This is a genomic window from Rhizobium sp. R635 (genome assembly GCF_002211285.1).
Taxonomy (GTDB): Bacteria; Pseudomonadota; Alphaproteobacteria; order Rhizobiales; family Rhizobiaceae; genus Rhizobium.
In genome coordinates, this window is sequence record NZ_LOKX01000012.1 from 118,741 (window position 1) to 144,189 (window position 25,449).

The following is a 25,449-nucleotide window of genomic DNA, read 5'->3' on the forward strand; positions in this document are numbered from 1 at the left end:
AGTTTGTCCACAAGTCAGGTTGAAATTTGGATCATCGAGGCCGACAGGCCGTCGTCTTAATCCGTCGTATCGGAGTGTTTCGCACCAACCAGCACCACGGCGATGGTTGCCGGTCTGTCGCTTTTGTTTCGCCAGGCATGACGCGTACCGTTCTGTACGAAGGCGTCGAACGGACCCAAGCGGGTCTCATTGCCATCGTCGAGCTCCATCCAGATCTCACCGTCGAGGACGATTCCATAGTCGACGGTGGGTGTTTGATGTTTGCCATCCGGCTCGAAGCGTTCGGCCAAGCCTGGGCTGACCGCCAGATTCTCAGTCATGGCTGCCGGACCGTCGAAATCCGGAGACATGAAAACGGCATCCGGTGGGAACGTTAGCACTAGAAATCGCGTTTCGCCGAGCTCGGGAACGAAGCTCGTCACCGAGGCAGTTGGATCGGTTCCGTCGAATGGAAGGGTCGTGGAAGCCGACGTCGACCAGATCATCCGCGACACCAAGCCGGGGATCGTTCTGAATATGTCCGTGCGCGGAACGGCGCCGTCCTCAGCGAAGCCGGCGACACCCTGACTGGAGTGCTCCGTCACCACGCGTCGAACATGCACGGGAACCCTTCCGCTCGAATTTTCAGATGCCAAGATACGCCTCCCTGATGCTTGGATCATTGATGAGAACTTCTGGCGCTCCGGAGGCCGTCACGCGGCCTTGCTCGATCACGTAGGCCTGATGGGCAATTTCGAGCGCCTTGTTCACGTTCTGCTCGACGAGCAGCACGGCGACGCCCCGCTCATTGATCATCTGGATGATCTTGAACATTTCCCCGACGATCAAAGGCGACAACCCGAGCGACGGCTCGTCCATCAGCAGCACGCGCGGCTTGGCCATCAGGCCGCGGCCGATCGCGACCATCTGCTGCTGCCCGCCCGAGAGGGAGCCTGCCAATGAATCCTGGCGCTCTTTCAGAACAGGAAACAGGTGAAACACCTCGGCGAGCGTGGCCTCACGCTCAGCACGAGCGATCGAGCGGTAGGCACCGAGCAACAGATTGTCCAGGACCGTCATCGCCGTGAAGAGACGGCGCCCTTCCGGCACCACTGCTATGCCGTAGTCGCAGACCCGATGGCTGGGCACTTTGGAAACATCGTTACCCTCGATAACGATCTTTCCTTTGTGCGGCCGAAGAATGCCGGCGATGGCGTTGACCAGCGTGCTCTTGCCGGCTCCATTCGGGCCGACGACGGAAACGATCTCGCCCGGCTTTACGCTGATGGACAGGTCCCAAAGAGCAATCGCATCTCCGTAACCGACCTCGATCTTATCGACCTCAAGCAGCATGACTGCCTCCCAGATATACGCTGATCACGGCTGGATCTCTCATCGTTTCGCCAGGATGCCCGAGCGCCAGAACTTTGCCCTGATCCAGCACCGCGACACGGTCCGCCAGCGCGACGACCGCCCTCATCAGGTGCTCGACGAAGATGATCGTCGTACCGCCGGCCTTGATCCGCTTGATCATTTCAACCGCGTGGTCGACCTCGGCCGGATTGAGGCCGCAGAGCACCTCGTCGAGCAGCAGCAGCCGCGGTTTTGCGGCCAGCGCTCTGGCGAATTCGACAAACTTTCGGTCATGCAGGTTTAAGGCTTCGGGAAGCACGTTGGCCTTGTCGGCCAGGCCGGTGAAGGCAAGCGCCTCGCTGGTGACCGCCTCGACCTCAGCCGCGCCCATGCCATCGGCGCTGCCGAATTTTGCGCAGAGTTGAACGTTTTCGAGGACGGTCAGATTGTCGAACAGGCGCGGGATCTGGTACGTCCGCGCCACGCCCTGCTGCGCGATCAGATGCGGGGATCGACCGGAGATCTCTTCGCCTTCCAGTGTGATCTTGCCGGAGGTCATGGTGTAGTGGCCGCTGATCATGTTGATCAGCGTGGACTTGCCGGAACCGTTCGGCCCGACCAGGGCCAGAATTTCACCTCGGAAAACGTCGAGGGTCACGCCGGTCAGGGCCCGGATACCGCCAAAGGACTTTGTGACGTCCTCGCATTTGAGGAGCACCGGGCTGGAACCGTCAGCAGTTGAAGGCGCAAGCAGGGTTGCAGCCTGAACCGCCGCCTGCGGCATGGCAATTCCACCGCGCTTTTCGGCAAACCTGCGAATAAGGCTCGGAACGATGCCGGACGGCAGCACCAGGATGACAACGATCAGCGCAAGAGCGACGCCCGCGCGGCCGAATTCTGCATGCGCGCCGCTGACGATCGCGCTCTGCAGCACGGTGATGATGACCGCGCCGATGGCAGGACCGGCCCAATGGCGAGCACCGCCGAGGATGCTCATGAGCACGACATAAAGAGGAACGGTCACCGCAAACGTCTCGCCAACCGTGACGTAGCCCACATATACCGCATGGATCGCCCCCATCGCGCCGGCAAGCGCCGACGAGACGGCAAACGAGATGAGCTTATAGCGAAAGGTCGGAACGCCCTTCACCTCCGCGACGTCTTCATCATCGTGGATGGCAAGCAAGCCCTGCCCGAATTTACTGTGAAAGATGAAGTAGGACGTCGCCAGCGCAGCCAGAGCCGCGAGAAGCCCGAACATGTAGAGGGAACCGGACGCCGTCACGCCGATCATCGGGATTTCGATCCCCGAGAGGAACACGCCCGTACCTGAGTCCAGCGAGGTGTTTGACACGATGGCGGCGACGACGAAGGTCACCGACAGCGTCAGCAGCGCGAAGAACTCCCCGCGCAAGGCTCCGGAGCGGAACACGACCAAGCCGATCAGGACAGCGATCGCGGCCGCAATCAGTGCCGCGGCCGGGATTGTCGCAACGAACGGCCAAGACAATTGCGTGGTGAGCGTGGCTGTGGTGTAGACGCCAATCCCGAAGAATGCGGCGTGACCGAAGCTCCAGTAGCCCGTGTAACCGCTGAGGATGCCCCAGCTCGTCGCCAGCACGACCCAGAAGAAGATGATGTAGAGGTAGGAAAGGTAGTAATCCGCCATTCCGAGGTAAGGCAGCAAGGCCAAAATCCCAACGACCGGCGCTGTGGTTAGAAGCTTTTTCATGGTCAAATCACCGGTTTGCGCAGGAGGATGACGATGAGGACGCTGAATGCCACAAGCGGCGCCCACGCGGGATTCACGACGGACATGGTCAGGCTCTCGGCCACGCCGATCAGCATTCCGGCGCCCAGCGCGCCGATCGGGCTGCCCAATCCTCCAATGATGGCGACGGCAAATACGACCCCGATCCAGGCCTCGATCTGAGATGGCGCCAAAGTTCCGATCAGGGCGATGAAGACACCCGCGATACCGGCTGTGGCTGAGCAAAGACCAGCCAGAATGTATGAGACGCGGGTGGAGTTGATGCCGAAAGCCGACGCGACGGGGGCGTCGTGGGCAGCGGCACGCAGCGCTTTGCCGAGCATGGTCTTGTTCAACGCGTACCAGGCTGCCCCGGCCAGCACCCCGGCGCAGACGAAGGCTGAGAGATCCAATACGGGCACGAAGATCGGACCGAGCCGGATGGTGGTCTGGGCATAGGGTGTTTCATAACGAAGGAAGTCCGCCGACCAGATCCATTGGATCAGAGACTCGATCAGGATCGTGACGCCGAAGGTCACCAGGAGAGATGCGAATTCCTTCACCTTGAAGCGCACGAACACGCTATGCAGCGCAACGCCAAGCGCGAAAAACAGTGGCGCGATTATGAGAGCGCTCAAATATGCCGGAACGCCATAAATGGTGCCGAGTTGGTAGGTCAGGTAGGCGCCGAGGAACGCCAGCGCGAAATGACTGAGGTTCACAAGCTTCAGCAGACCCCAGCTCAGGCTGAGACCCATCGCCAGCAGGCCATAGATCCCGCCCAACAGGACGCCGCCGACAGCGGATTGCAGGAAAAGAGCGACGGTCATCAGAATCTACGTCCCTCTGCGGACGTGATGATCGATGCCAGGAACACCAGAACATCCATACGTTATGCCTCCTCCCGTTTGCGCTAACGTTTGCACAAACATTCGTCCCACAGCACGGGCCTCCTGTCAACGGCTCTGAAGAAGTTAATTGGCTCCGAAGCGCCTGTGCGAGCGCGCCGCCATCGGCGCAGCAATTGGGATCGATAGACTTAAGTATTTGAAATATTTTTATTTAACAACGCTATCGGCGACGTCGGCCAAGTGCAGGTGGCGAAAAATCAAAAGATTGCTACTTAAACGGTACGGAAGGTTTGACAACCGCGACGCCAATGCTATCGTTGGCCAAATCGACAATTCCGAGCCACACACAATGGTAACAATTAAAGACATAGCGGCGATACTTCAAGTTTCCCCCTCGACCGTGGGCCGCGCCCTGGCCGACGATCGCCGGATCAGCGCCGAGATGAAGCGAAAGGTGAACGAAGCCGCAGCTCAAGCGGGCTATGTTGCCAATCGTGCTGCACGCATGATGCGCGGAGTGCAGAGCAATCTCGTCGGGCTGATCGTTCCAGATATCCGGAACAACTTTTACTCGACGATTGCCCACGCTCTCTCGCAGTGCCTTCTTTCGGCGAATTACCAGCTGACCTTGTGCGAAACCGATGACGACAGAATGCACGAGCTTCGCCACATCAGGGAACTCACGAGCGTCAACGTCGCAGGGATCATTCTGGTCCCGAGCGCAAAACCTCATCCCGATTCCGCGCGAATCCTGAAGATGACGCCGCACATTCAATTACTGCGAAAGGCGCCGCTGCTCGGCGACCAATGGTTTGGGATCGATGACAGGCGGGCGCTTTACGAGAGCACCGAACATATCATCAATGCAGGTCACAAACGGATCGCCTATATCGGCGGTACGGAAGAACTGCCCACCGGCGCGGCGCGCGTGCAGGGTTTCCGGGACGCCGTCAAAAGCGCCGGCCGAACCATCACCGTTCACGAGGAGCTTGGCGCGCCCTCCTCGCCCGAATTCGGACGGGAGGCCGTGCGCCGCCTGCTTTCCCTAAAGGATCGACCGACGGCGCTGGTGATCGGCGCAGTTCAAAACACCTCCGGAGTCATTGACGAAATCCAGGACCAGGCCTTGAGTGTCCCTCGAGATATTTCGGTCGTCGGATTTGGCGATGAGCTTGGGTATCGGTGGTGGGGGCCTGGATTGACGACGGTCCAATTGCCTGTTTCGGAGCTGGCTACGGCTTGCGGGCTCTGGTTCCTGCACCACCTTCAAAACAAGGGTGACCTTAGCAAGCCTTACAGCTTCATCTCTCCGCCACAACTGGTCATTCGCGGCAGCACGGGCGCTCCCTGAAACGCCGGCAGGCTGCAGACACGCGCCGCGGCCCACCAGATCAAAGAGAGGCGCCCGCCCCGCGGCGCGCACCTCTCTTTGATTGGCTGTGATTCATCCCATATTCCAGGACCGGACGCTGAAGGCTCTGGATTATTTGATGAGCCGCCGCCAAGACGACGCGGCAAGCTGCGGCGGATGCAGTTTCCGCGCCACCCGTTTGCTCACCTGTATCCTTCTTCAAGATCGATCTTCAGCGCACCCATGAGACGAACGCCGGAATTGTACCAGGCGACATTGATCGACAGTTCGACAAGCTGCTTCTCCGACAGGAACTTCGCGACGCCGTTCCACACTTCATCGGAAACATCGACGTTCAGCGTGGAGTCCTTGGCAAAGGCCATCACAGCCTTTTCCTGCTCGTTGAAAAGGTCGGAGGTTTCGAAATGCGGGATGGCTTGGAACTGCTCCTCCGTCAAGCCTGCCTTGAGGCCATGAGAATGATGGTGCTTCACCTCGTATTCGGAGTTCGTGCAGTAGCCGACCGTCAGGATTGCCATCTCGCGCAGCCTCGGGCTGAGGTCGGCAGCCCGGACCGCATTCGCATAGGTCAGGAAGTCGTCGAGAATTGCCGGAGCATTGGCGAGCGCAAGGAAGATATTTCCGGTCGGAACCTTCCTCTCCTTCAGCAGGCGCTCATTCAATGCGGGTTGCGTCTCGGCGAGTTCACAGTTCGAGACATATTTTACGCGTGCCATTTCTCCACCCTCTGCCTTGTCTTCACAAATCTCCTGCCTGGCCATCCGGTGCAGAACCTGTCGCCGGCAGATGCTAACGTTAGCATTAATAGCATTCAAAGATTGAAGGTCAACCGGAATTTATACCTCCAATCCGCCCGACCAGATTTCCGCTCGAGTCCCACTTAGTGCAGTGCGGCAACCACAGGATTTTTCAAGACGCCGATCCCGGGAATTTCGACCTCGAGATCATCGCCGGGAACGATCGGCCCGACGCCGGCGGGCGTACCGGTCATGATCACATCGCCGGGCAGCAGCGTCATGAAGCGGCTCAGGTAAGCAACGATGTCGGCAACCGGGTAGACGAGGTCTCGCGTATTCCCGGACTGTTTGACGCTGCCGTTCTGGCGAAGGATGACGTCGAGGTTCGTCGGATCGAGATCCGTCACGATCGCCGGCCCCATCGGGGCAAAAGTGTCGTAGCCCTTGCCCGCCAGCAGGCAGCCAAATTTGCTCTCCTGCCGCTGGATGATGCGGTCGCTGATGTCGTTGCCGCAGGTGTAGCCGAAAACATGCTGCAAAGCATGTTCCTTGCTGATATGGCGTCCGCCCTTGCCGATAACGGCAACCAGTTCAGCCTCGTAGTGGACGATTTCGCCGTCAATCGGATATTCTATGGCGTCGTCGTCACCGCTCGCGGCCGTGCTCGGCTTCATGAACAGCACCGGAAGCGTCGGCTGCTCCTTCCCGGATTCGTCGGTGTGCTGCCGGTAATTATACGCGACGCCAAATATCCGAGGCCGCTCGACGGGGCACAGTAAGCGGACGTCGGAAAGGCGGTCCACTTGCCCCGTCCGCTCGATGACCAGGAAAGGATCACCAGCAATCCGCTCGATCCTGCCCTCACTTTCGACACCGTAGTAAATTCCGTCGACGGCCTGATAGCGGACAATTTTCATTTTTGACCTCCATTTTTGCTAACGTTAGCGCAAGTCCGAGGACTTCGTCAACGCACTTCGACCTTGCTCCAGTCGGATCTGAGAAACTAACCCGTATCGAGCGCAGGAATGAGCAGGCGTCCAGGAATACCAGGGGCGCCTCCACCGCCTGACATTTGGAAGCTTGGTCTGAAGATGGGTAACCAGGGTTCCTCGCTGAGCCCCAGAACGTTTCCATTTAAGAGAGGCTCAATCTCGTTCTGGCGTCAATTTCCTAATCGCTATGGACGTTCCACGACGCTTTACAGCTGTTCCCGCCGGCGCAAGACTGCGTCCGGAATCGCTGAAGCACATTCAGGCAAAGCAAAATTCCTGTTTTTTGCAGTTGATAGGAATCGAACCTGAGGTCCGTTATTCGTCGACGCCGTCGAAGTTTCAAGAATGCTCGGGTCTGGAGACTGCAACGAAATTTCCCAGGCGCTAATTCCACAACGCCGATATTGGCACAGCGGACAAACGTTCCCCGAAAGGGATCACCCTGTCATGGTCGTACAAGACCATACCCGAAACAAACCGATCTCCGGATGCTTCGGCCAAAATTCGCAATCCCGAAAAATCGGAATTCGAGACGGATGCTGCCGCTTTGATCTCGATACCGACGATCCGCCCTCTTCTGTCTTCGATGACGATATCGACTTCGTTCTGCTCCTTGTCACGAAAATGCGAAAATTCGAAGTGGGTTTGCCCACCGCTGGCGAGTTTAAGGATCTCGCCAAAAACGAAAGTCTCCAGCAAGGGCCCGAACTGACCCCTGTCGTCCCGGAGCCTCTCGAGAGAAAGGTCACGAAGGGATGCGAGGAGACCTGAATCGAGGAAATGTATTTTCGGTGTCTTCGTGAGACGTTTAAGCTTGTTGGAAAACCAGGGTTGTACGGTTCGGGCCAGGAACAGGCTCTCGAAGATACCGACATATTTTTGCGTTGTGACGTGGTTCATCCCGATGGCCGCACCAATTCCGGAATAGTTCACCAGCTGTCCCGAATGTTCCGCCAGAATGCGTAGCAGGCGCGGCATTTGAGCAATCTGCTCGATTTGCGCGACATCGCGAACGTCGCGTTGGACGATCGCCTGGATATAATTCGCATACCAGTCCTGTCTGCGGCTCAAGGTTTTGCGGCCCAATGCCTCGGGATATCCACCGGCCAGAACCGCAGCCATCAGGTCGTCTCCGACGATCGGTTCTCCGGTCTTGGCTTCGTTTTGAAAGGCGTCGCGCAGGAAGCTGCTGCCGGCGGTCCTGATCTCGCTTTGCGCAAGCGGCAACAATTGAACGACCTCCATGCGCCCTGCCAGCGAATCCGCCACGCGTGGCAGCGTCATGAGATTGGCCGAACCGGTCAGGAGGAAACGTCCTGGGCGCTCGTCGGCATCCACGCTTTCCTTGATGGCCAACAACAGCTCGGGAGCACGCTGAATTTCATCGATGATGGCGCGATCCATACGTCTTACAAAGCCAACTGGATCCTGTCGCGCTGCGTTGAGCGTCGTCGCATTATCCAGCGTGTGATACTCCATCCTCTCGTTGGCCATCTTCTTGGCCAACGTCGTTTTTCCTGATTGTCGGGGACCTACGATCAGAACGACTCTCGTGTCTGACATGGCGTCGGCAACGCGTTGCTCAACCAGCCTTGGATACAGCGCCACAGCCTCATTCCTTTTATGACCGTTTGAAACTATGGTTATGACCGATTGAAAGTCAAGGCGTGGCCATTTGAAATCGGCGTAGCGCTAATTTAAAGTAAGTGGCATGCCAGACTGCGGCATCAGGTAGGTGAGAGGCCGCGCAGGCGCTGCTGAACCTTTCGCTGATTTGCCATTATGAAAAGTTTCTCTCTGGGCTGGCGAGTCACATATTTCCGCTGCTTTGCTGGAAGCTGAGTGGTCGACCGTTACCTTCAAAAGAAGCGGATTTGCGGAAAAGGGTTTGCGGCATTGCAATAATTGGTGGCGCACTGCAATATAACTGTCACAAATCTGTGCAGTGGGGCGCCGTGCGATGAGGATTTGCATTTATAAGTCGGAAAGAGCACCTGAGCTTACCCTCTTACTGCGAGAAGGCTTACCTCTGCCGCTCGATATCAAGATAGGCAAATGGACCCAAATCAAGGTCGTCACCGACAGGGAAATGAGAGCAGACCTTTTGATTCAAATGGGTGGTGCGGGGTATGCGTTAGTTCGACTTGGCACGATCAGACAACATTAGCATAGCGCCGCCCGGCTCCTGTCTCGCACCCAGAGCCGTCTCAGCTGGGCCTTGGAAAATGCTCAAATATTGAGCAAAATGCTGCAAGTGTACACAATGCCAAACAACCCAAGAGACTGAGGCGAGAAAAATCAACACGTTATAAGCTGGCACACCTCTTGCGTGGAATGTGCCGAGTTGGTGGCTAGGGTTCCGGCGCTTTTCAGAAGTGCGGCTGGTCCGAGAGCCACCACCGACGGGGGAGAAATCCCGGCGGGTGCACGGCGGGACAAAAGCCCGGGAGACCTCGTAAGCCAAGGGATTGGTGGCACGATGGTCTTTGCCGATCCCTTTTGAAGAAAAGCAGAAGGGGAATTTCAATGCAGACTTTTTCGAAGATTGTTTCCACCACGGCGCTGGCGGTATCGCTGATGCTCGGGGTTGCTTCCGTCGCAGAGGCGGAACAGAAGTCCGAATTCAAGGTGGCCTGGTCGATCTATGTCGGCTGGATGCCCTGGGGTTACGCGGCCGACCACGGCATCGTCAAGAAATGGGCCGACAAATACGGCATCAAGATCGAGGTCACGCAGTTCAACGACTATGTGGAATCGATGAACCAATACACGGCCGGCGCCTTCGACGCCGTGACACTGACCAATATGGACGGTTTGTCGATCCCGGCCGCCGGCGGCGTCGATACGACGGCCGTGATCGTTGGCGACTTCTCGAATGGCAATGACGCCGTGATCCTGAAGGACAAGGCGAGCCTTGCCGATATCAAGGGGCAGAGCGTCAATCTCGTCGAATTCTCCGTGTCGCACTATCTGCTCGCCCGTGCGCTCGAAAGCATCAAGCTGACGGAGCGCGACGTAAAGGTGGTCAACACATCTGATGCCGACATGGTCGCTGCCTACAAGACGCCCGATGTCACCGCCGTCGTCACCTGGAACCCGCTGGTCTCCACCATTCTCGAAGATCCCTCCGCCAAGAAGGTTTTCGACAGTTCGCAGGTGCCGGGCGAAATCATCGACCTGATGGTCGCCAATAGCGGTGTGCTGAAAGACAATCCGAACTTCGGCAAGGCGCTTGCCGGCATCTGGTATGAGACGGCCGCATTGCTGCGAGCGGATACCGGCGAGGGTAAGGCAGCCCGCGAGGCCATGGGCTCGGCGTCGGGCACCGATCTCGCCGGCTTCGAAGCGCAGCTCGCCGCCACCAAGCTCTTTGACAAGCCGGCCGATGCCGTTGCCTTCACCGCTTCGCCGAATCTGCCGAAGACCATGGATCTGGTGCGCAACTTCCTCTTCGAGAAAGGCTTGCTCGGCAATGGAGCGCCGTCGGCTGACGTTATTGGCATCGAAATGCCCGATGGCAAGGTGCTGGGCGACGCCGGCAATGTGAAGCTGCGCTTCACCGAGACCTATATGAAGGCAGCCGCCGACGGTTCGCTCTGATCGCAACGGAGGCGCGGCTTGGCTCGCGCCCCTTCCCTTCATCAGCGGAGCATTCCCATGCGTTGGATCAACACGAGGCCGAGCCGGGGCGCGCAATTCGCCTTGACGATGCTGCCCTTCGTGCTTCTCGCCCTTGCCTATGCCTTCGGCTCGGCCGCGCGACTGGCGGATAACGCCAATGACAAGCTTCTGCCGAGCCTTGCCGGCTTTGCCGATGCGATCAACCGCCTGGCCTTCGTCGCCGACCCGCGTACCGGCGAGTTTCTGCTCTGGTCGGACACGGGCGCGAGCCTGGTCCGCCTGCTTGCCGGCCTCGGCATCTCGACGGCGATCGCGCTCGCCTTGGGCATGCTAATCGGCATGCTGCCCTATCTCAGAGCACTGCTTTCCCCCTCCGTCGCCGTGATCTCCATGGTGCCGCCACTGGCGCTGCTGCCGATCCTGTTCATCGTCATGGGGCTCGGCGAAACATCGAAAATTGCCCTCATCGTCATCGGCGTCGCACCGACGATGATCCGCGACCTCGCGCTGAAGGCGCTGGAATTGCCCCGCGAACAGATCGTCAAGGCCGAGACGCTCGGCGGCTCCTCCTGGCAGATCGGCCTGCGTGTCGTGCTGCCGCAGATCCTGCCGCGGCTGATCACCTGTCTCAGACTGCAGCTCGGTCCGGCCTGGCTGTTCCTGATCGCGGCCGAGGCGATCTCGTCGGATTCCGGCCTCGGCTACCGCATCTTCCTCGTCCGCCGCTATCTCTCGATGGATATCATCTTTCCCTATGTCGTCTGGATCACCCTGCTTGCCGTTGTCATGAACGCCCTGCTCGATCGCCTGCGCATCGCCGTCTTCCCCTGGTCCGAACTGGAGAAGCAGGCATGAGCGAACTGAAGATAGAAAGGGTCTGGAAGGAGTATGGCGACCAGATCGTGCTCGAAAACGTATCCTTGACCGTCGCCTCGCGTGCCTTCGTCGCGCTTGTCGGCCCCTCCGGCTGCGGCAAGACCACATTCCTGCGCATGCTGCTCGGCCAGGAGCAACCGACGAAGGGCAGGATCCTGCTCGACTGTGAAGCTCTGCCGCCGGAGCCGGGACCGGATCGCGGCGTCGTATTCCAGCGCTATTCCGTCTTTCCGCACCTGACGGTGCTCGGCAATGTCCTGCTCGGCAAGGAATTTTCCGCCGCGCGCTACAAAGCCAAGCTTTTCGGCGCGGCACGCCGCAACGCCATCGAGGAAGCACGTGCGCTGATTGCCGAGGTCGGGCTCGCCGGTTCGGAGGGCAAATATCCAGCCCAGCTTTCCGGCGGCATGCAGCAGCGCCTGGCGCTCGCTCAGGCGCTCATCATGAAGCCGAAGGTGCTGCTGCTCGATGAACCCTTCGGCGCACTCGATCCCGGCATCCGCGCCGAGATCCACACGCTGATGAAGCGGCTCTGGCATGAAACGCAGATGACCGTCGTCATGGTCACGCATGATATGCGCGAGGCTTTCACGCTGGCCAACCGCGTCGTCGCCTTCGAACGCCGCCGCGACCGGCCGGAAGAGAAGGAGCGCTACGGCGCCACCATCACCAAGGATATTTCCATCTGGCCGCCACGCCTTGCCGGCCAGTCATCGATCTTCAGCCCTGACCGGGACGGCCCGGTCTCTTCCTTGGGGCACAGCTGGGACGACCTGGCATCATCAGGAGAGACGCTATGATGCATGTGAGACGCTCGCCGGAAGAGATCGCCGCCAATCGCGCGCGCTACGAGGAGCACCAGAAGAAGGGTCTGGAATTCGCGCCCAAGGCGCTTCCCGGCCCAAGCCCGCTGCCGGCGCCGGCCATCGATGCTGCTGCCGTCATCCACCAGGAGACCATTCCCGGCGGCTGGTACTGGTCGACGAAACTCTTGCGCGGCGAGGCGATCCGCATCGATCAGGTCGAGGGCAATTCCACCGTGGCGCTCGTTGCCTGGAATGCCGGCGATACGAGCGAGCGGATCAATCTCGTCGATACCGCCAAGGTCCAGTGGACGACCGCACTTGGCAAGGGGCGGGTGATCTTCTCCGATATGGGCCGCGTCATGTTCTCGATGATCGAAGATAGCTCCGGCGCCCATGACTGCCTGATGGGCGGTTCGACGGCTGCCTCGAATGCCGCGAAATATCCGGGCGAGAAGATACGCAATACCCGCGACAATCTGATCCTCGTCGCCGTCAAGCTCGGCCTCGACAGGCGCGATATTCCCGGCATCCTCAATGTTTTCGCGCCCGTCCGCCTGGCCGAGGGCGGTGGGTTCGGCTGGCAAGGCAAACGCTCCAACAGCGGCAACTATGTCGAACTGCGTGCCGAGATGGACATGCTGGTCGGCTTTTCCACTTGCCCGCATCCGCTCGATCCCGATCCCACCTATCAGCCGAAGCCTGTCGTCATCACCCGCTACAAGGCGGCAATCCCGGCTGCTGACGATCTCTGCCGCACGGCAACGGCCGAAGCAGCGCGCGGTTTCGAAAACAACGCCCTGATGCTGGCCTGAGGAGATGACGATGTCCGATTTCATTCAGACCTCCCCTGCCCGCAACCTGCAGAATGCCGCGCAGGATCATTTCATTCCGGCCGAAGCTCCATGGTCCGGCCTTGTGCGCAAGGGCCAGACGATCCGCATCGAAGACAGTCTTGGCCAGCAGGCGATCGACACGCTCTTCTACCGTGCCGATGATTTCTCCGAGCGCTATTCCAGTCAGGATACGATGCGCATGCAGGGTGCTGCCTATATCGGCATCGGCACGAAGATCATGTCGAACGAAGGCAATGTCATGCTGACCATGACGGCCGACAGTTGCGGCCGCCATGACACGTCTGCCGGCGCCTGCTCCTGCGAGAGCAATACGGTGCGCTTCGGCCATGGCACGAAATACCTGCATGCCTGCCGCGACAACTTCGTCCTCGAGGTCAGCAAACACGGAATGGGCAAACGCGACATCGTGCCCAACATCAATTTCTTCATGAACGTGCCGATCAGGCCGAATGGCGAAATGACGATCGTCGACGGCATTTCGGCACCGGGCGACTATGTCGAACTCGTCGCGGAGATGGACGTGCTTTGCGTCATCTCCAACTGCCCGCAGATCAACAACCCTTGCAACGGCTTCGATCCGACGCCGATCCGGGTGCTGATCTGGGACGGCGAGGACTGAGCATGTTCAAGAAAGTCCTGATCGCCAACCGGGGCGAAATCGCCATCCGGGTTATCAAGACGCTGCGACGGATGGGCATAGCCTCCGTCGCCGTCTATTCCGATGCCGACCGCTTCGCCAAGCCCGCAATGATGGCGGATGAGGCGATCCGTCTCGGGCCGGCGCCTGCCGGCGAAAGCTATCTCAATGTCGACGCCGTCATTGCCGCCTGCAAGGCGACAGGGGCAGAGGCGGTGCATCCTGGATACGGCTTCCTGTCGGAAAATATCGGTTTTGCCGAACGCCTCGCTGCCGAAGGCATCACCTTCATCGGCCCGCGGCCCGAACACCTCTCGGCCTTCGGCCTGAAGCATACGGCCCGCGAACTCGCCAAGGCAAGCGGCGTGCCGCTGCTGCCCGGCACCGGCCTGCTGTCGAGCGCCGATGAAGCGCTTTCGGCGGCAGAGACGATCGGCTACCCCGTCATGCTGAAAAGCACGGCCGGCGGCGGCGGCATCGGCATGCAGCTTTGTGCCGATCCCGAAAGCCTGAAGGCGTCCTTCGAAAGCGTGCAGCGCACGGCGCGGGCAAGCTTCGGCGATGCGCGCGTCTATATCGAGCGGTTCGTCGCTGCAGCCCGTCATGTGGAAGTCCAGCTTTTCGGTGACGGCAAAGGCAAGGTGATGGCGCTTGGCGAGCGTGATTGCTCGCTGCAGCGGCGAAACCAGAAGGTGGTCGAGGAGACACCCGCTCCCGGCCTTTCCGCCGCAACCCGCGCCCGCCTGCATAAGGCGGCTGTCGATCTTGGTTCTGCGGTCTCCTACGAATCCGCCGGCACCGTGGAGTTCATCTATGATCCCCTGCGCGAGGAATTCTATTTCCTCGAGGTCAATACCCGCCTGCAGGTCGAACATCCCGTCACCGAAGCCGTGTTCGGGATCGACCTGGTCGAGTGGATGATCCGCCAGGCCGCAGGCGAGGATGTGCTGTCCGGTGCGGAGGCTCTGCAGCCGAAAGGGGCCGCGATCGAAGTGCGCGTCTATGCCGAGATGCCGCATGCCGATTTCCGCCCGAGTGCGGGCCTGCTGACCGAGGTGGCGTTCCCCAGGGACGCACGCATCGACGGCTGGATCGAGACCGGCACTGATGTCACGCCCTTCTACGATCCGATGCTCGCCAAGGTGATCGTGTCGGCCGAGGATCGCCCGGCTGCGATCGAAAAGCTGAAGGCGGCACTTGCGGAAACATCGATATCGGGCATCGAAACCAATCTCGACTATCTCAGGGCCATCGCGAGCTCCGAACTTCTAGCGAGCGGCAAGGTGGCGACGACCGCGCTACGCGATTTTTCCTTCGTGCCCGATGTCATCGAGGTGATCGCGCCGGGCGCACAATCGAGCCTCCAGGAACTGCCGGGCCGGCTTGGCCTCTGGCATGTCGGCGTGCCGCCGAGCGGCCCGATGGACGAGCGTTCCTTCCGTCACGCCAACCGTCTCGTCGGCAATGGCGACATGGTCGCAGCACTGGAGCTGACGGTTTCCGGCCCGGTGCTGAAATTCCATACCGACACGGTGGTCGCACTTGCCGGCGCCGGGATGGCAATGAGCGTCGACGGCGTGAAACTGCGGCATGGCAAGGCCGTGACCATCCGCGCCGGTCAGATCCTCACAGTCGGCAGCATCGAGGGACCGGGACAGCGGGCTTACCTCGCCGTGTCAGGCGGCTTTGCCGCGCCCGTCGTGCTCGGCTCGCGCGCCACCTTCGGGCTCGGCCAGTTCGGCGGCAACGCCACCGGCACGCTGAAGACCGGCCATGTGCTGCATCTTGCCCGTCAGGCGGCCGCCGATGCGCCGAAGCCGGCAACCGAGCCTGCGGAACTGACGCGCGAATGGGAGGTCGGCGTTGTCTACGGTCCGCATGGCGCGCCTGATTTCTTCCAGGATGTCGATATCCAGACGCTGTTTTCGACGAGTTACGAGGTGCATTTCAACAGCGCCCGCACCGGCGTTCGCCTGATCGGCCCAGCCCCGAAATGGGCGCGCAGCGATGGCGGCGAGGCCGGCCTTCATCCCTCCAACCTGCATGACAATGCCTATGCGATCGGCGCGATCGATTTTACCGGCGACATGCCGATCATCCTCGGACCGGACGGGCCGAGCCTCGGCGGTTTCGTCTGCCCGGCGGTTATCGCCCGCGAAGAGCAGTGGAAAATGGGCCAGTTCAAGCCCGGCGACCGCATTCGCTTTCATCCCGTTGCGCGGCCCGAAGATCCCATCGCCGGTCCGGTGGTGCATCGGGCGAAACAGCACGCCGGCTCGCCTATCGTCGGTAAAAGCGACGACGGGCCTGTCTCTGTCGTCTACCGCCGCCAGGGCGATGACAATCTGTTGGTCGAATACGGGCCGATGACGCTCGATATCGCCCTGCGGCTGAGGGTGCACCTGCTCATGCAGGCCGTCTCGCAGGCACGTCTGCCCGGCATCATCGATCTCACGCCCGGCATCCGCTCGCTGCAGATCCACTATGACGGCACGACGCTGACCCGCAACCGCCTGCTCGGCCTGCTGGCCGAAATCGAGGCGAGCCTGCCTGCGGCCCAGGACGTCAAGGTGCCGAGCCGCATCGTCCATCTGCCGCTTTCCTGGAACGATCCGGATGCGGCACTTGCGATGCGCAAATATCAGGAACTCGTGCGTCCGAATGCGCCCTGGTGCCCTGACAACATCGAGTTCATCCGCCGCATCAACGGGCTGGCAGACGAACAGGCCGTGCGTGACGTCGTCTTCGATGCGAGCTACCTCGTGCTCGGCCTCGGCGACGTCTATCTCGGCGCACCGGTGGCGACCCCCGTCGATCCGCGCCAACGACTGGTGACGACGAAGTACAATCCGGCCCGAACATGGACGCCTGAAAATGCCGTCGGCATCGGCGGTGCCTATATGTGCATCTATGGCATGGAAGGCCCCGGCGGCTACCAGCTCTTCGGCCGCACTATTCAGGTATGGAACAGCTGGCGGCAGACGCCGGTCTTCGCCAAGGACAAACCGTGGCTGCTCGATTTCTTCGATCAGATCCGCTTCTTCCCGGTCAGCCATCAGGAATTGGCGGAAGTCCGCAGCGCCTTCCCGCATGGCGGCTATCCTGTCCGGATCGAGGAGACGGAGTTCTCCTACGCCGCCTATGAGCGGGAATTGCAGGCAAATGCCGCCTCCATCGCGACCTTCAAGGCCCGCCAGCAGGCCGCCTTCGAGGCCGAACGCCAGCGTTGGAAGGAGGCCGGGCTCGACAGCTTCGTCACCGACGAGGGCACCGGCGAAAGCCCCGATGGAGATATCCCGGAAGGCTGCTTCGGTGTTGCCAGCGCCGTGCCCGGCAATATCTGGAAACTGCTGGTGGAGCCGGGCGCACCGGTTGCGGCCGGCGACACGCTTGCCATTATCGAATCCATGAAGATGGAAATCAACGTCACCGCACATGCGCCGGGCCGCGTCCGCGACCTGCGTGCCGGCCCCGGCCGCAATGTCAAAGCGGGCGATATCATTGTTGTACTGGAGGAATGCTGAACCATGCTGCCGACCATTCTCGATCTGACCAGCCTTCGCGCAGCCTATGAAGCCGGCCAAAGCCCGCTCGACGTTGTCGAGACCATCATTGTCCGTCGCGCAGCCTCGGAGGATCCCGCAATCTTTATCACGCCGACGCCGGATGAAGCGTTGCGGGCCGAAGCACGCGCCCTCATGGAACGGGCACCTGAGCCGAACAGCCTGCCGCTCTGGGGCATTCCGTTCGCGGTCAAGGACAATATCGATGTGGAGGGTCTGCCGACCACGGCCGCGTGCCCCGCTTTCGCCTATGATCCCGAGCGCGACGCAACCGTCGTTGCAAGACTGCGGGCTGCAGGCGCAATCGTGATCGGCAAGACCAACCTCGATCAGTTTGCCACCGGCCTCAACGGCACGCGCTCGCCTCACGGTGCCCCGCGTTCCGTCTTCGACAAGAACTATGTGTCGGGCGGCTCGAGCTCCGGCTCGGCGGTTGCCGTCGCCTCCGGCCTGGCAAGCTTCGCGCTCGGCACCGACACGGCCGGTTCCGGACGCGTGCCGGCGGCCTTCAACAATCTCGTCGGCATCAAGCCGACACCGGGACTGGTGCCGAATGTCGGTGTCGTGCCTGCCTGCCGCAGCGTCGATGTCGTCACCGTCTTTGCTGCAACGGTTGGCGACGGCGTTGCGATCCGCAAGGTGATGGAGGGCTACGATGCCGCCGATCCGTTCTCGCGCAGGGCCGTTCCGTCCAGCCTGCCCACCGCTGGCTTGCGGATCGGTGTGCTCGACGGAGCAGAACGGGAATTCTTCGGCAACAGCCATGTCGAGGCTCTCTATGATGCCGCAATCGAAAGGGCGCGCGCCCTCGGCGCAACGGTCGTGCCTTTCGACTACGCACCGTTCCGGCAGGCGGCAGAGCTGCTCTACAACGGGCCCTGGGTCGCCGAACGGCTGGCGGCTGTGAAGGATTTTATTGCCACGAATGCCGCCGACTTCGACCCGACGGTTCGCACCATCATCGAGGGCGCGAGAGCCTATGACGCGGTCGCCGCTTTCGAAGGCCGCTACAAGCTCGAAGCGCTGCGCCAAAAGACCGAAAAGGAATGGGAAAAAGCCGACATCCTGATGCTGCCGACCTCGCCGACCACCTATACGGTCGAAGAAATGATGGCGGATCCGATCATGAAGAACGGCCAATTCGGCCGGTACACCAACTTCGCCAATCTGCTCGATTGTGCGGCGATCGCCGTTCCAGCCGGCTTCGACGCCAACGGTCATCTCCCGGCCGGCGTGACCCTGATCGGCCCCGCCTTCACCGATGACGCGCTTGCCTCCTTCGCCGACGCCATGCACCGGGCGGCGAAGGCCGGCATGGGGCAGGATCGCAAGGCCGCCTTGCCGGAGGCAAGCCGGGTGGCGGCTCCGGCCGATGACTTCGTTCCGATCGTGGTCGTCGGCGCGCATCTGACGGATATGCCGTTGAACCATGAGCTGACGCGGGCGAGCGGTTACAGGTTGAAGACAGGACGCACGGATGGCAGCTACCGGCTGTTTGCGCTCCATGGCACAATCCCACCCAAGCCGGGGCTGGTTCGTGATCCCAGCTTTGCGGGCAATGGCGTCGAGATCGAAGTCTGGGCCCTGCCACCGTCGGCATTCGCCCGTTTCGTGCAGAACATTCCGGCTCCGCTGGGTGTGGGCAAGATCACCCTCGACGATGGAAGTTGCCTGACCGGATTTCTCTGCGAGGGTCATGCCGTCGCCGGTGGACGAGAGATCACCGAATTCGGCGGCTGGCGCAACTATGTCAGCGCAACCAGTCCGGCGTCCTGAAAGGAGATGGGATGCAAAAACTTCTATCAAAGGCAGCGCAGTTCGTTCTCAGGGGCCTCATTGCCAGGACCGGCGCGATATGGGCGGGCAAGCGATCGTGATAAATCGACAGATGTGCCACGCTTGCCATGAGCTCCACTCTTCAGGGAGCGCCAGCTGCTTCACCGGCATCTAAAAGGCATCGGGATGGGCGCAAATTGATGCTTTTCGCGCGCAATGATTTTCCCTACTCCTGCTTGAAAAGCAACGAGAGGCGCGGCGATGGCAATGCCATTCTACTGGAACGAACTGAATAGCTCCGACTTCGCCGGACTTTCACCCGAAACAACCATCGCCATCCTGCCGATCGCCTCGACGGAACAGCACGGCCCGCATCTACCGATCGCCACCGACGTGGCGATCGCCAGCGGCATGCTGGCCGAACTGAAAAAGCAGAAGCCGGACGACCTCGATTTCCTGGTCCTGCCGACGCAGGAGATCGGCAAGGCGAATGAACATATCTATGGGCCGGGGACGCTCTCGCTCTCCGCGGAGCTGCTCATTCCGGTCTGGACCGCGATCGGCACCAAGGTTGCCGAAGCCGGCATCCGCAAGATGGTGATCGTCAATTCACATGGCGGCAATGTCGATATCATGAGCATCGTGGCGCGAGAGCTGCGCGTGCGCCACGCGATGGCCGTCGTCGCCACGCAATGGGGCCGCTTCGGCCATCCCGAGGGGATGATCAGCGACCACGAGCTGAAATACGGCATCCATGGCGGCGAAGTGGAAACGTCGCTCATGCTGCATTTCCGGCCTGATCTGGTGCGGATGGAGAAGGCGGAGAATTTCACCTCCAAGGCGGAATGGATGCGCGGCCAATCGAAATACATACAGCCATTGCCACCGCATTCGCTCGCCTGGATCGCGCACGACCTCAATCCCAACGGCGTCGTCGGCGACGCTTCGCTCGGGACAGCCGAAAAGGGCGAAGCGATCTGCCGCCATCAGATCAAGGGCTTCATCGAATTGCTCTGCGACCTGAAGCGCTATCCGCTTTCCAATCTTTATTCGCAATAGGCCCGTCCGCAGATGGCCTCAGATCGCGACGGACCTTTCCATCGCGATATGCCCCTTGGCCTGCAGTTCCTGCACCAGGCCGGCGAGTTCGGCCAGGAGATATTCGACGAACAGGCTGGTGGCGGAATCGAGCGGAGTGCGGGCGCGGGCGAAAAGTTTCATCGTCTGGTGACGCGCATGCGGTTCGGCGATCGGCCGGAAGACGAGTTCGCCCTGTCGGCATTCGGTGATGACGTCGAGCGGGTTCAGCATCGTCACCCCGGCCCCTGATTTGACCAGCTTCTTCAGCATCTCCGACGCATTCGTTTCCAGCACGGGCTCTATGTGCACGTCGAGGCGGGCCATCGCCAGATTGATCACGTCACGCAGGCTGGTGCCCTGTTGCGCCAAGACCAGGCGCTCCTGGACGATATCGGCAAGGTTGATCGGACCCGAAGCGATCAGCGGATGGCCGGGAGGCAGCACAACGCCGATCGGGATGTCGAAATTGCCGAGCGTGCGGATGCCGGGCGTCGCCGGAATGTTGAAGCCCAGGCCGATATCCACCTCGCCCGACAGCACCGGGTTGACCGTCATCGTTCCCGCATCATTGCGCAACTGCATGAAGACGCGCGGATGCTCCGACTGGAACCGGGCGATGATCTCGGGCAGCGGGCCGGCGGCCAGGCCCACCGTCGTCACCAGCCGGATCTTGCCAGCTTGTTGCGTCCTGAGGCTGCGAATGCGGCTCTCCAGCCGCTCGTAATTCTTCAAGACCTCGCGAATATGCTCGATGCAGAGTTCGCCTGCCGCCGTCAGGCGCAGGCCGCGCGGCAGGCGTTCGAAGAGGGGCGCGCCGATTTCCTCCTCCAGCGCCAGGATTTGCCGGTTGATCGCCGAAGACGCCACATTCAGCCGCGCTGCCGCCTTGCGGATCGAGCCAGCTCGGGCGATCTCGTTGATGTAGAGAAGCTTTCTGGAATGCAGCACCGCAACCTCCTTGCATAAAAATAGAGCAGACCGCACAAATTAGGCACAGGCTTTCAGCGAGATGCCGAAAAGGCATCATTGCGCACGAAATTTGATGCTTTTCAAAGAGCAAAGCAATCGCTCCTATGAAGAAAATCCGACGTCGCCACGGGCGTTGCGAACTCAGAAGGGGAACGTTGATCATGCGCATTGCACAGAAGAATACGGTCTTTTCCGCACTCGTCGGCCTTGGCGGCGCGCTTGGCGCTGCCCTCCAGGCGCAGGCGGCCGACAAGGTGAGCTATGGCACGAACTGGCTGGCGCAGGCCGAGCATGGCGGCTTCTACCAGGCGGTCGCCGACGGCACCTATGCCAAACACGGCCTCGACGTCACCATCGTCCAGGGCGGCCCGAATGCCGCCAACAGCGCCCTGCTCATCTCCGGCAAGATCGATTTCTACATGGGCGGTCCGCAGGGCGAAATCTCGGCGGTCGAACAGGGCATTCCGCTGGTCGACGTCGCGGCGATCTTCCAGAAGGATCCGCAGGTGCTGATCGCGCATCCCGATGCCGGCATCGACAAATTCGAAGATCTCGCCAAGCTCAAGACCCTGTTTCTCGGCAAGGACGGCTATCTCACCTATTTCGAATGGATGAAGGCGAACTTCAAGGGCTTCAGGGACGAGCAGTACAAGCCCTACAATTTCAGCCCGGCGCCATTCCTCGCCGACAAGGATTCCGCGCAGCAAGGCTACCTCACGTCCGAGCCCTACGAGATCCAGAAGCAGGCCGGCTTCGAGCCGAAAGTCTTCCTGCTCGCCGATAACGGCTATTCCCCCTATTCGACGATGATCACCACCACCCAGACGATGATCGACAGCAAGCCCGATGTCGTCCAGCGCTTCGTCGATGCCTCGATCGAGGGCTGGTACAATTATCTCTACGGCGACAACAGCAAGGCGAACGCGCTGATCAAGAAGGACAATCCCGAAATGACGGATGGCCAGATCGCCTATTCCATCGCCAAGATGAAGGAATACGGGATCATCGAATCCGGCGACAGCCTCGACAAGGGCATCGGATGCATCACCGATGCGCATTACAAGGCGTTCTTCACCGAAATGGTCGATATCAAGGTGTTCAAGCCGGAGACGGATTACACCAAGGCGTTCACGACGAAATTCGTCTGCAAGAACACCGGCGTGGCGCTGAAGAAATAGGCTGGCCGAACGCCGGCGAGCGTCCGCCGCAGATGCGGCGGATCGCATCCTCTCCCCAGTGAATGAGACAGGCAATGCCTTTAGCAGAAGCCCAGGCCCTATCCCCGAAGGAGACGCGCACGCGGCCGTTGGTCGTCATGCGCTCGGTCTCGAAAGTCTTTTCCAGCGGAACGGTGGCGCTTTCAGACATGTCGCTCACCGTCGACAGCGGCGAATTCGTCAGCCTGCTCGGCCCGTCCGGCTGCGGCAAGTCGACGGCGCTGCGCATCATCGCCGGCCTCGGCGACGTTACCTCGGGTGCAATCGATTGGCCGAGCTCGCGCATCAATGCCAGCGGCCTGCCGGACGGCGATATCGGCTTCGTCTTCCAGGAGCCGACGCTGATGCCGTGGAAGAACGTGTTCGACAATGTCCATCTGCCGCTGAGGCTGAGGCGCGTTTCGAAGGCTGCGGCGCATGACCAGATCATGGAGGTGCTGACCACCGTCGGCCTTCAGGATTTCGCCAAGGCCTATCCGCGCGAACTGTCCGGCGGCATGAAGATGCGCGTCTCGATTGCCCGCGCGCTGGTGACGAAACCGAAGCTGCTGCTGATGGATGAGCCCTTCGCGGCGCTCGACGAAATCAGCCGGCAGAAGCTCAACGACGACGTGCTGCGGCTTTGGCAGAGGACCGGCATTACCGTCATCTTCGTCACCCATTCGGTCTTTGAGTCCGCCTATCTCTCGAGCCGTATCGTCGTGATGAAGGCAAGGCCCGGCCGCGTGCATGCCGACGTTCCGCTGGCCACCAGCCGCGAACGCGACGCCCATTACCGCACCTCGGAAGAATATCGCAAAGCCTGCGAAACGGTGTCGCATTCGCTGATCGGCGCCATCAACGCGGCAGGAGATCAGGGATGAGCGACGAAACCGATGCACCACCGCTGCTTCTGAAAGGCACGGCAAACGCCGGGCGCCGTGATCTGGCGCTGCGCATTTCCATCCCCATCCTCGTCATCGCCCTGCTGATCCTGGTCTGGTACATCTATGTCAAACTGTCAGGCGTACCGCCCTACATCCTGCCCGGGCCGGCCGCCGTCGCCAATGCCCTGGTGACCGACTGGGGCACGCTCGCCCCCGCCCTCTGGGTCACCACCAAGATCACCTTCCTGTCGCTGATGCTGGCGCTTGCAGGCGGCGTCGGTTTTGCGATCTTCCTCGCGCAGTCGCGCTGGATCGAACTCGCCTTCTATCCGCTCGCGGTCATCCTGCAGGTAACGCCGGTCGTGGCGATCTCGCCGCTGATCCTGATCTATGCGCCGTCGACCCAGGTGGCGCTGCTGATCTGCGCTTTCCTCGTCGCCTTCTTTCCGATCCTATCGAATATGGTCCAAGGGCTGAAAAGCGTCGACCACAACCTCATCAACCTGTTCGAACTCTACGGTGCCTCCCGCTGGCAGACGCTGTTCTTTCTCAAGCTGCCGGCCGCGCAGCCCTATTTCATGACCGGACTCAGGATCGGCGGCGGCCTTGCCCTGATTGCCGCCGTCGTCGCGGAATTTGCCGCGGGTTCGGCGGGCGCCGGCTCCGGGCTCGCCTTCCGGCTGCTCGAAGCCCAGTACCGGCTCAACATTCCGCGCCTTTTTGCGGCGCTGTTGATGCTCTCCCTGCTCGGCGTCGCGATCTTCGCCGTCACCTCGTTCATTTCGTGGCTTGCCCTGTACCGCTGGCACGAGAGCAGCCTGAAACGGGAAAACTGATGAGCTATTCCTTCATTTCGCCGCCCAATGCCGGCCGCTTCGTGCTGAGCAATGCGACGCTGCCTGCCGCCGCCGTTGCCGATTATGAAGCGCCGGTTGTCGAGGGGCTCGTCAGGGCCGATATCGTCATCGCCGACGGTATGATTTCAGCCCTGCTGCCGCCGGGCGAAGCGCCCGTCGAACTGGCGAAGTCCGATCTGAAGGAGGGCATGGTCTGGCCCTGCTTCGCCGACATGCATACGCATCTCGACAAGGGCCACATCTGGCCGCGCAATGCCAATCCGGACGGCACTTTCCCGGGAGCGCTGGAGGCCGTGCGCACAGACAGAGAGGCGAACTGGTCGGCTGCCGACGTGAAGAAGCGCATGGAGTTTTCCCTGCGCTGCGCCTACGCGCACGGCACCAGCCTGATCCGGACCCATCTGGATTCTCTTGCGCCGCAGCACCGCATCTCCTTCGAGGTCTTTGCCGAGATGCGCGATGTCTGGAAGGACAGGATCGCTTTGCAGGCGGTGGCGCTCTTTCCGTTGGAGAACATGGCGGACACGGCTTATTTTGCCGATCTCGTCACCCTGATCCGCGAAAAGGGCGGGCTGATCGGCGGCGTCACCCGGATGAGCGCCGATCTCGACAGCCAACTCGACACGCTGTTCAGAGCCGCGGCCGATAACGGCCTCGATGTCGATCTTCATGTCGACGAGACCGACGATCCGGCGGCAGAGACCCTGAAGGCGATCGCGCAAGCCGTGCTGCGCAACCGCTTCGGCGGCAAGGTCACATCAGGCCATTGCTGCTCGCTCGCCCGCCAGGACGAGGAGACGGCAAAACGCACGGTCGATCTCGTCGCAGAGGCCCGTCTCGCCATCGTCTCGCTGCCGATGTGCAACACCTATCTGCAGGACCGCTATCCCGGTCGCACACCGCGCTGGCGCGGCGTCACACTTTTCCACGAACTGGCGGCGGCGGGCGTTGCAACCGCCGTCGCCTCCGACAATACCCGCGATCCCTTCTACGCCTATGGCGATCTCGACCCGGTGGAAGTGTTCCGTGAGGCGGTCCGCATCCTGCATCTCGACCATCCGCTGGATATGGCCGCGCGCGTCATCACCACCTCGCCCGCCGACATTCTCGGCCGGCCCGATATGGGACGCATCGCCATCGGCACTGCTGCCGACCTCGTGCTCTTCAGCGCCAGGCGCTGGAGCGAATTTCTTTCCCGTCCGCAGTCCGATCGCGTCGTCCTTCGCCGTGGCAAGGTGATCGACCGCAGCCTGCCGGACTATCGTGAACTCGACAGCGTCGTGGGAGCCTGAC

Annotated in this window: 21 protein-coding genes and 1 riboswitch; of the genes, 13 read left to right on the top strand and 8 right to left on the bottom strand. The window is 60.9% G+C overall.

Annotation, left to right across the window (positions count from 1 at the left end; genetic code table 11):
• Positions 1-56: 56 nt before the first annotated feature.
• The 4 genes from ATY78_RS11275 to ATY78_RS11290 are packed head-to-tail and all read right to left on the bottom strand — an operon-like array spanning position 57 to position 3,912.
• Complete coding sequence (locus ATY78_RS11275; protein ID WP_088682417.1) at positions 57-635, bottom strand: cupin domain-containing protein; 579 nt, start codon at positions 633-635, stop codon at positions 57-59.
• Positions 625-1,332, bottom strand: coding sequence for an ABC transporter ATP-binding protein (locus tag ATY78_RS11280; protein ID WP_088682418.1), 708 nt, complete (start codon positions 1,330-1,332; stop codon positions 625-627). Before ATY78_RS11280 ends, ATY78_RS11275 begins: the two co-directional genes overlap by 11 nt.
• Positions 1,322-3,064, bottom strand: a complete 1,743-nt coding sequence (locus tag ATY78_RS11285) for a branched-chain amino acid ABC transporter ATP-binding protein/permease (protein ID WP_088682419.1) — start codon at positions 3,062-3,064, stop codon at positions 1,322-1,324. Before ATY78_RS11285 ends, ATY78_RS11280 begins: the two co-directional genes overlap by 11 nt.
• A gap of 2 nt (positions 3,065-3,066) precedes the next feature.
• Entirely contained in the window at positions 3,067-3,912 is an 846-nt protein-coding gene (locus ATY78_RS11290) for a branched-chain amino acid ABC transporter permease (RefSeq protein WP_190237440.1), read from the bottom strand.
• Positions 3,913-4,060: 148 nt separating this feature from the next.
• On the opposite strand from ATY78_RS11290, the gene ATY78_RS11295 reads away from it, so the two are divergent.
• Positions 4,061-5,284, top strand: coding sequence for a LacI family DNA-binding transcriptional regulator (locus ATY78_RS11295; protein WP_245313544.1), 1,224 nt, complete (start codon positions 4,061-4,063; stop codon positions 5,282-5,284).
• 203 nt (positions 5,285-5,487) lie between these two features.
• Here ATY78_RS11295 and ATY78_RS11300 read toward each other — a convergent pair whose 3' ends face one another.
• The 3 genes from ATY78_RS11300 to ATY78_RS11310 all read right to left on the bottom strand — a co-directional run bounded on the left by ATY78_RS11300 (position 5,488) and on the right by ATY78_RS11310 (position 8,642).
• Complete coding sequence (locus ATY78_RS11300; RefSeq protein ID WP_088682421.1) at positions 5,488-6,021, bottom strand: carboxymuconolactone decarboxylase family protein; 534 nt, start codon at positions 6,019-6,021, stop codon at positions 5,488-5,490.
• Positions 6,022-6,185: 164 nt separating this feature from the next.
• Positions 6,186-6,959: a fumarylacetoacetate hydrolase family protein gene (locus ATY78_RS11305; RefSeq protein WP_088682422.1), complete on the bottom strand. Its 774-nt coding sequence runs from the start codon at positions 6,957-6,959 to the stop codon at positions 6,186-6,188.
• Between the two features lie 459 nt (positions 6,960-7,418).
• Positions 7,419-8,642 (bottom strand): ATP-binding protein, encoded by a 1,224-nt coding sequence (locus ATY78_RS11310; protein WP_088682423.1) that lies wholly within the window; start codon positions 8,640-8,642, stop codon positions 7,419-7,421.
• A 732-nt stretch (positions 8,643-9,374) separates the two neighbouring features.
• Positions 9,375-9,486: riboswitch (guanidine-I (ykkC/yxkD leader) on the top strand.
• 74 nt (positions 9,487-9,560) lie between these two features.
• On the opposite strand from ATY78_RS11310, the gene ATY78_RS11315 reads away from it, so the two are divergent.
• From ATY78_RS11315 to ATY78_RS11350, 8 genes are all read left to right on the top strand, one after another.
• Positions 9,561-10,634: a putative urea ABC transporter substrate-binding protein gene (locus tag ATY78_RS11315; protein WP_088682424.1), complete on the top strand. Its 1,074-nt coding sequence runs from the start codon at positions 9,561-9,563 to the stop codon at positions 10,632-10,634.
• A gap of 57 nt (positions 10,635-10,691) precedes the next feature.
• Positions 10,692-11,510: an ABC transporter permease gene (locus ATY78_RS11320; RefSeq protein ID WP_088682425.1), complete on the top strand. Its 819-nt coding sequence runs from the start codon at positions 10,692-10,694 to the stop codon at positions 11,508-11,510.
• Positions 11,507-12,331, top strand: coding sequence for an ABC transporter ATP-binding protein (locus ATY78_RS11325; RefSeq protein ID WP_088682426.1), 825 nt, complete (start codon positions 11,507-11,509; stop codon positions 12,329-12,331). The genes ATY78_RS11320 and ATY78_RS11325 overlap by 4 nt, the downstream gene beginning before the upstream one ends.
• A complete protein-coding gene (locus ATY78_RS11330) occupies positions 12,328-13,149 on the top strand; it encodes an urea amidolyase associated protein UAAP1 (protein ID WP_088682427.1) in 822 nt (273 codons plus the stop codon). Before ATY78_RS11325 ends, ATY78_RS11330 begins: the two co-directional genes overlap by 4 nt.
• Positions 13,150-13,159: 10 nt before the next feature.
• Positions 13,160-13,810: an urea amidolyase associated protein UAAP2 gene (locus ATY78_RS11335; protein ID WP_088682428.1), complete on the top strand. Its 651-nt coding sequence runs from the start codon at positions 13,160-13,162 to the stop codon at positions 13,808-13,810.
• A 2-nt stretch (positions 13,811-13,812) separates the two neighbouring features.
• Positions 13,813-17,352, top strand: coding sequence for an urea carboxylase (uca, locus tag ATY78_RS11340; RefSeq protein ID WP_088682429.1), 3,540 nt, complete (start codon positions 13,813-13,815; stop codon positions 17,350-17,352).
• A 3-nt stretch (positions 17,353-17,355) separates the two neighbouring features.
• The gene (gene atzF / locus ATY78_RS11345; RefSeq protein WP_088682430.1) at positions 17,356-19,167 is read left to right on the top strand and encodes an allophanate hydrolase; all 1,812 of its coding nucleotides are present in this window, start codon (positions 17,356-17,358) and stop codon (positions 19,165-19,167) included.
• A gap of 261 nt (positions 19,168-19,428) precedes the next feature.
• Positions 19,429-20,226, top strand: a complete 798-nt coding sequence (locus tag ATY78_RS11350) for a creatininase family protein (RefSeq protein ID WP_088682431.1) — start codon at positions 19,429-19,431, stop codon at positions 20,224-20,226.
• 18 nt (positions 20,227-20,244) lie between these two features.
• Here the strand turns inward: ATY78_RS11350 and ATY78_RS11355 are convergent, their stop codons facing one another.
• Entirely contained in the window at positions 20,245-21,195 is a 951-nt protein-coding gene (locus tag ATY78_RS11355; protein ID WP_025418548.1) for a LysR substrate-binding domain-containing protein, read from the bottom strand.
• 182 nt (positions 21,196-21,377) lie between these two features.
• Here ATY78_RS11355 and ATY78_RS11360 point away from each other — a divergent pair, with 182 nt between their 5' ends.
• The 4 genes from ATY78_RS11360 to ATY78_RS11375 all read left to right on the top strand — a co-directional run bounded on the left by ATY78_RS11360 (position 21,378) and on the right by ATY78_RS11375 (position 25,448).
• Positions 21,378-22,394 carry an ABC transporter substrate-binding protein gene (locus tag ATY78_RS11360; RefSeq protein ID WP_088682432.1) on the top strand — a complete coding sequence of 339 codons (1,017 nt, stop codon included), beginning with the start codon at positions 21,378-21,380 and terminating at the stop codon, positions 22,392-22,394.
• 74 nt (positions 22,395-22,468) lie between these two features.
• Positions 22,469-23,296: an ABC transporter ATP-binding protein gene (locus tag ATY78_RS11365; RefSeq protein ID WP_088682433.1), complete on the top strand. Its 828-nt coding sequence runs from the start codon at positions 22,469-22,471 to the stop codon at positions 23,294-23,296.
• Positions 23,293-24,135 carry an ABC transporter permease gene (locus ATY78_RS11370; protein ID WP_088682434.1) on the top strand — a complete coding sequence of 281 codons (843 nt, stop codon included), beginning with the start codon at positions 23,293-23,295 and terminating at the stop codon, positions 24,133-24,135. The genes ATY78_RS11365 and ATY78_RS11370 overlap by 4 nt, the downstream gene beginning before the upstream one ends.
• A complete protein-coding gene (locus tag ATY78_RS11375) occupies positions 24,135-25,448 on the top strand; it encodes a cytosine deaminase (protein WP_088682435.1) in 1,314 nt (437 codons plus the stop codon). Before ATY78_RS11370 ends, ATY78_RS11375 begins: the two co-directional genes overlap by 1 nt.
• Position 25,449: the final 1 nt, after the last annotated feature.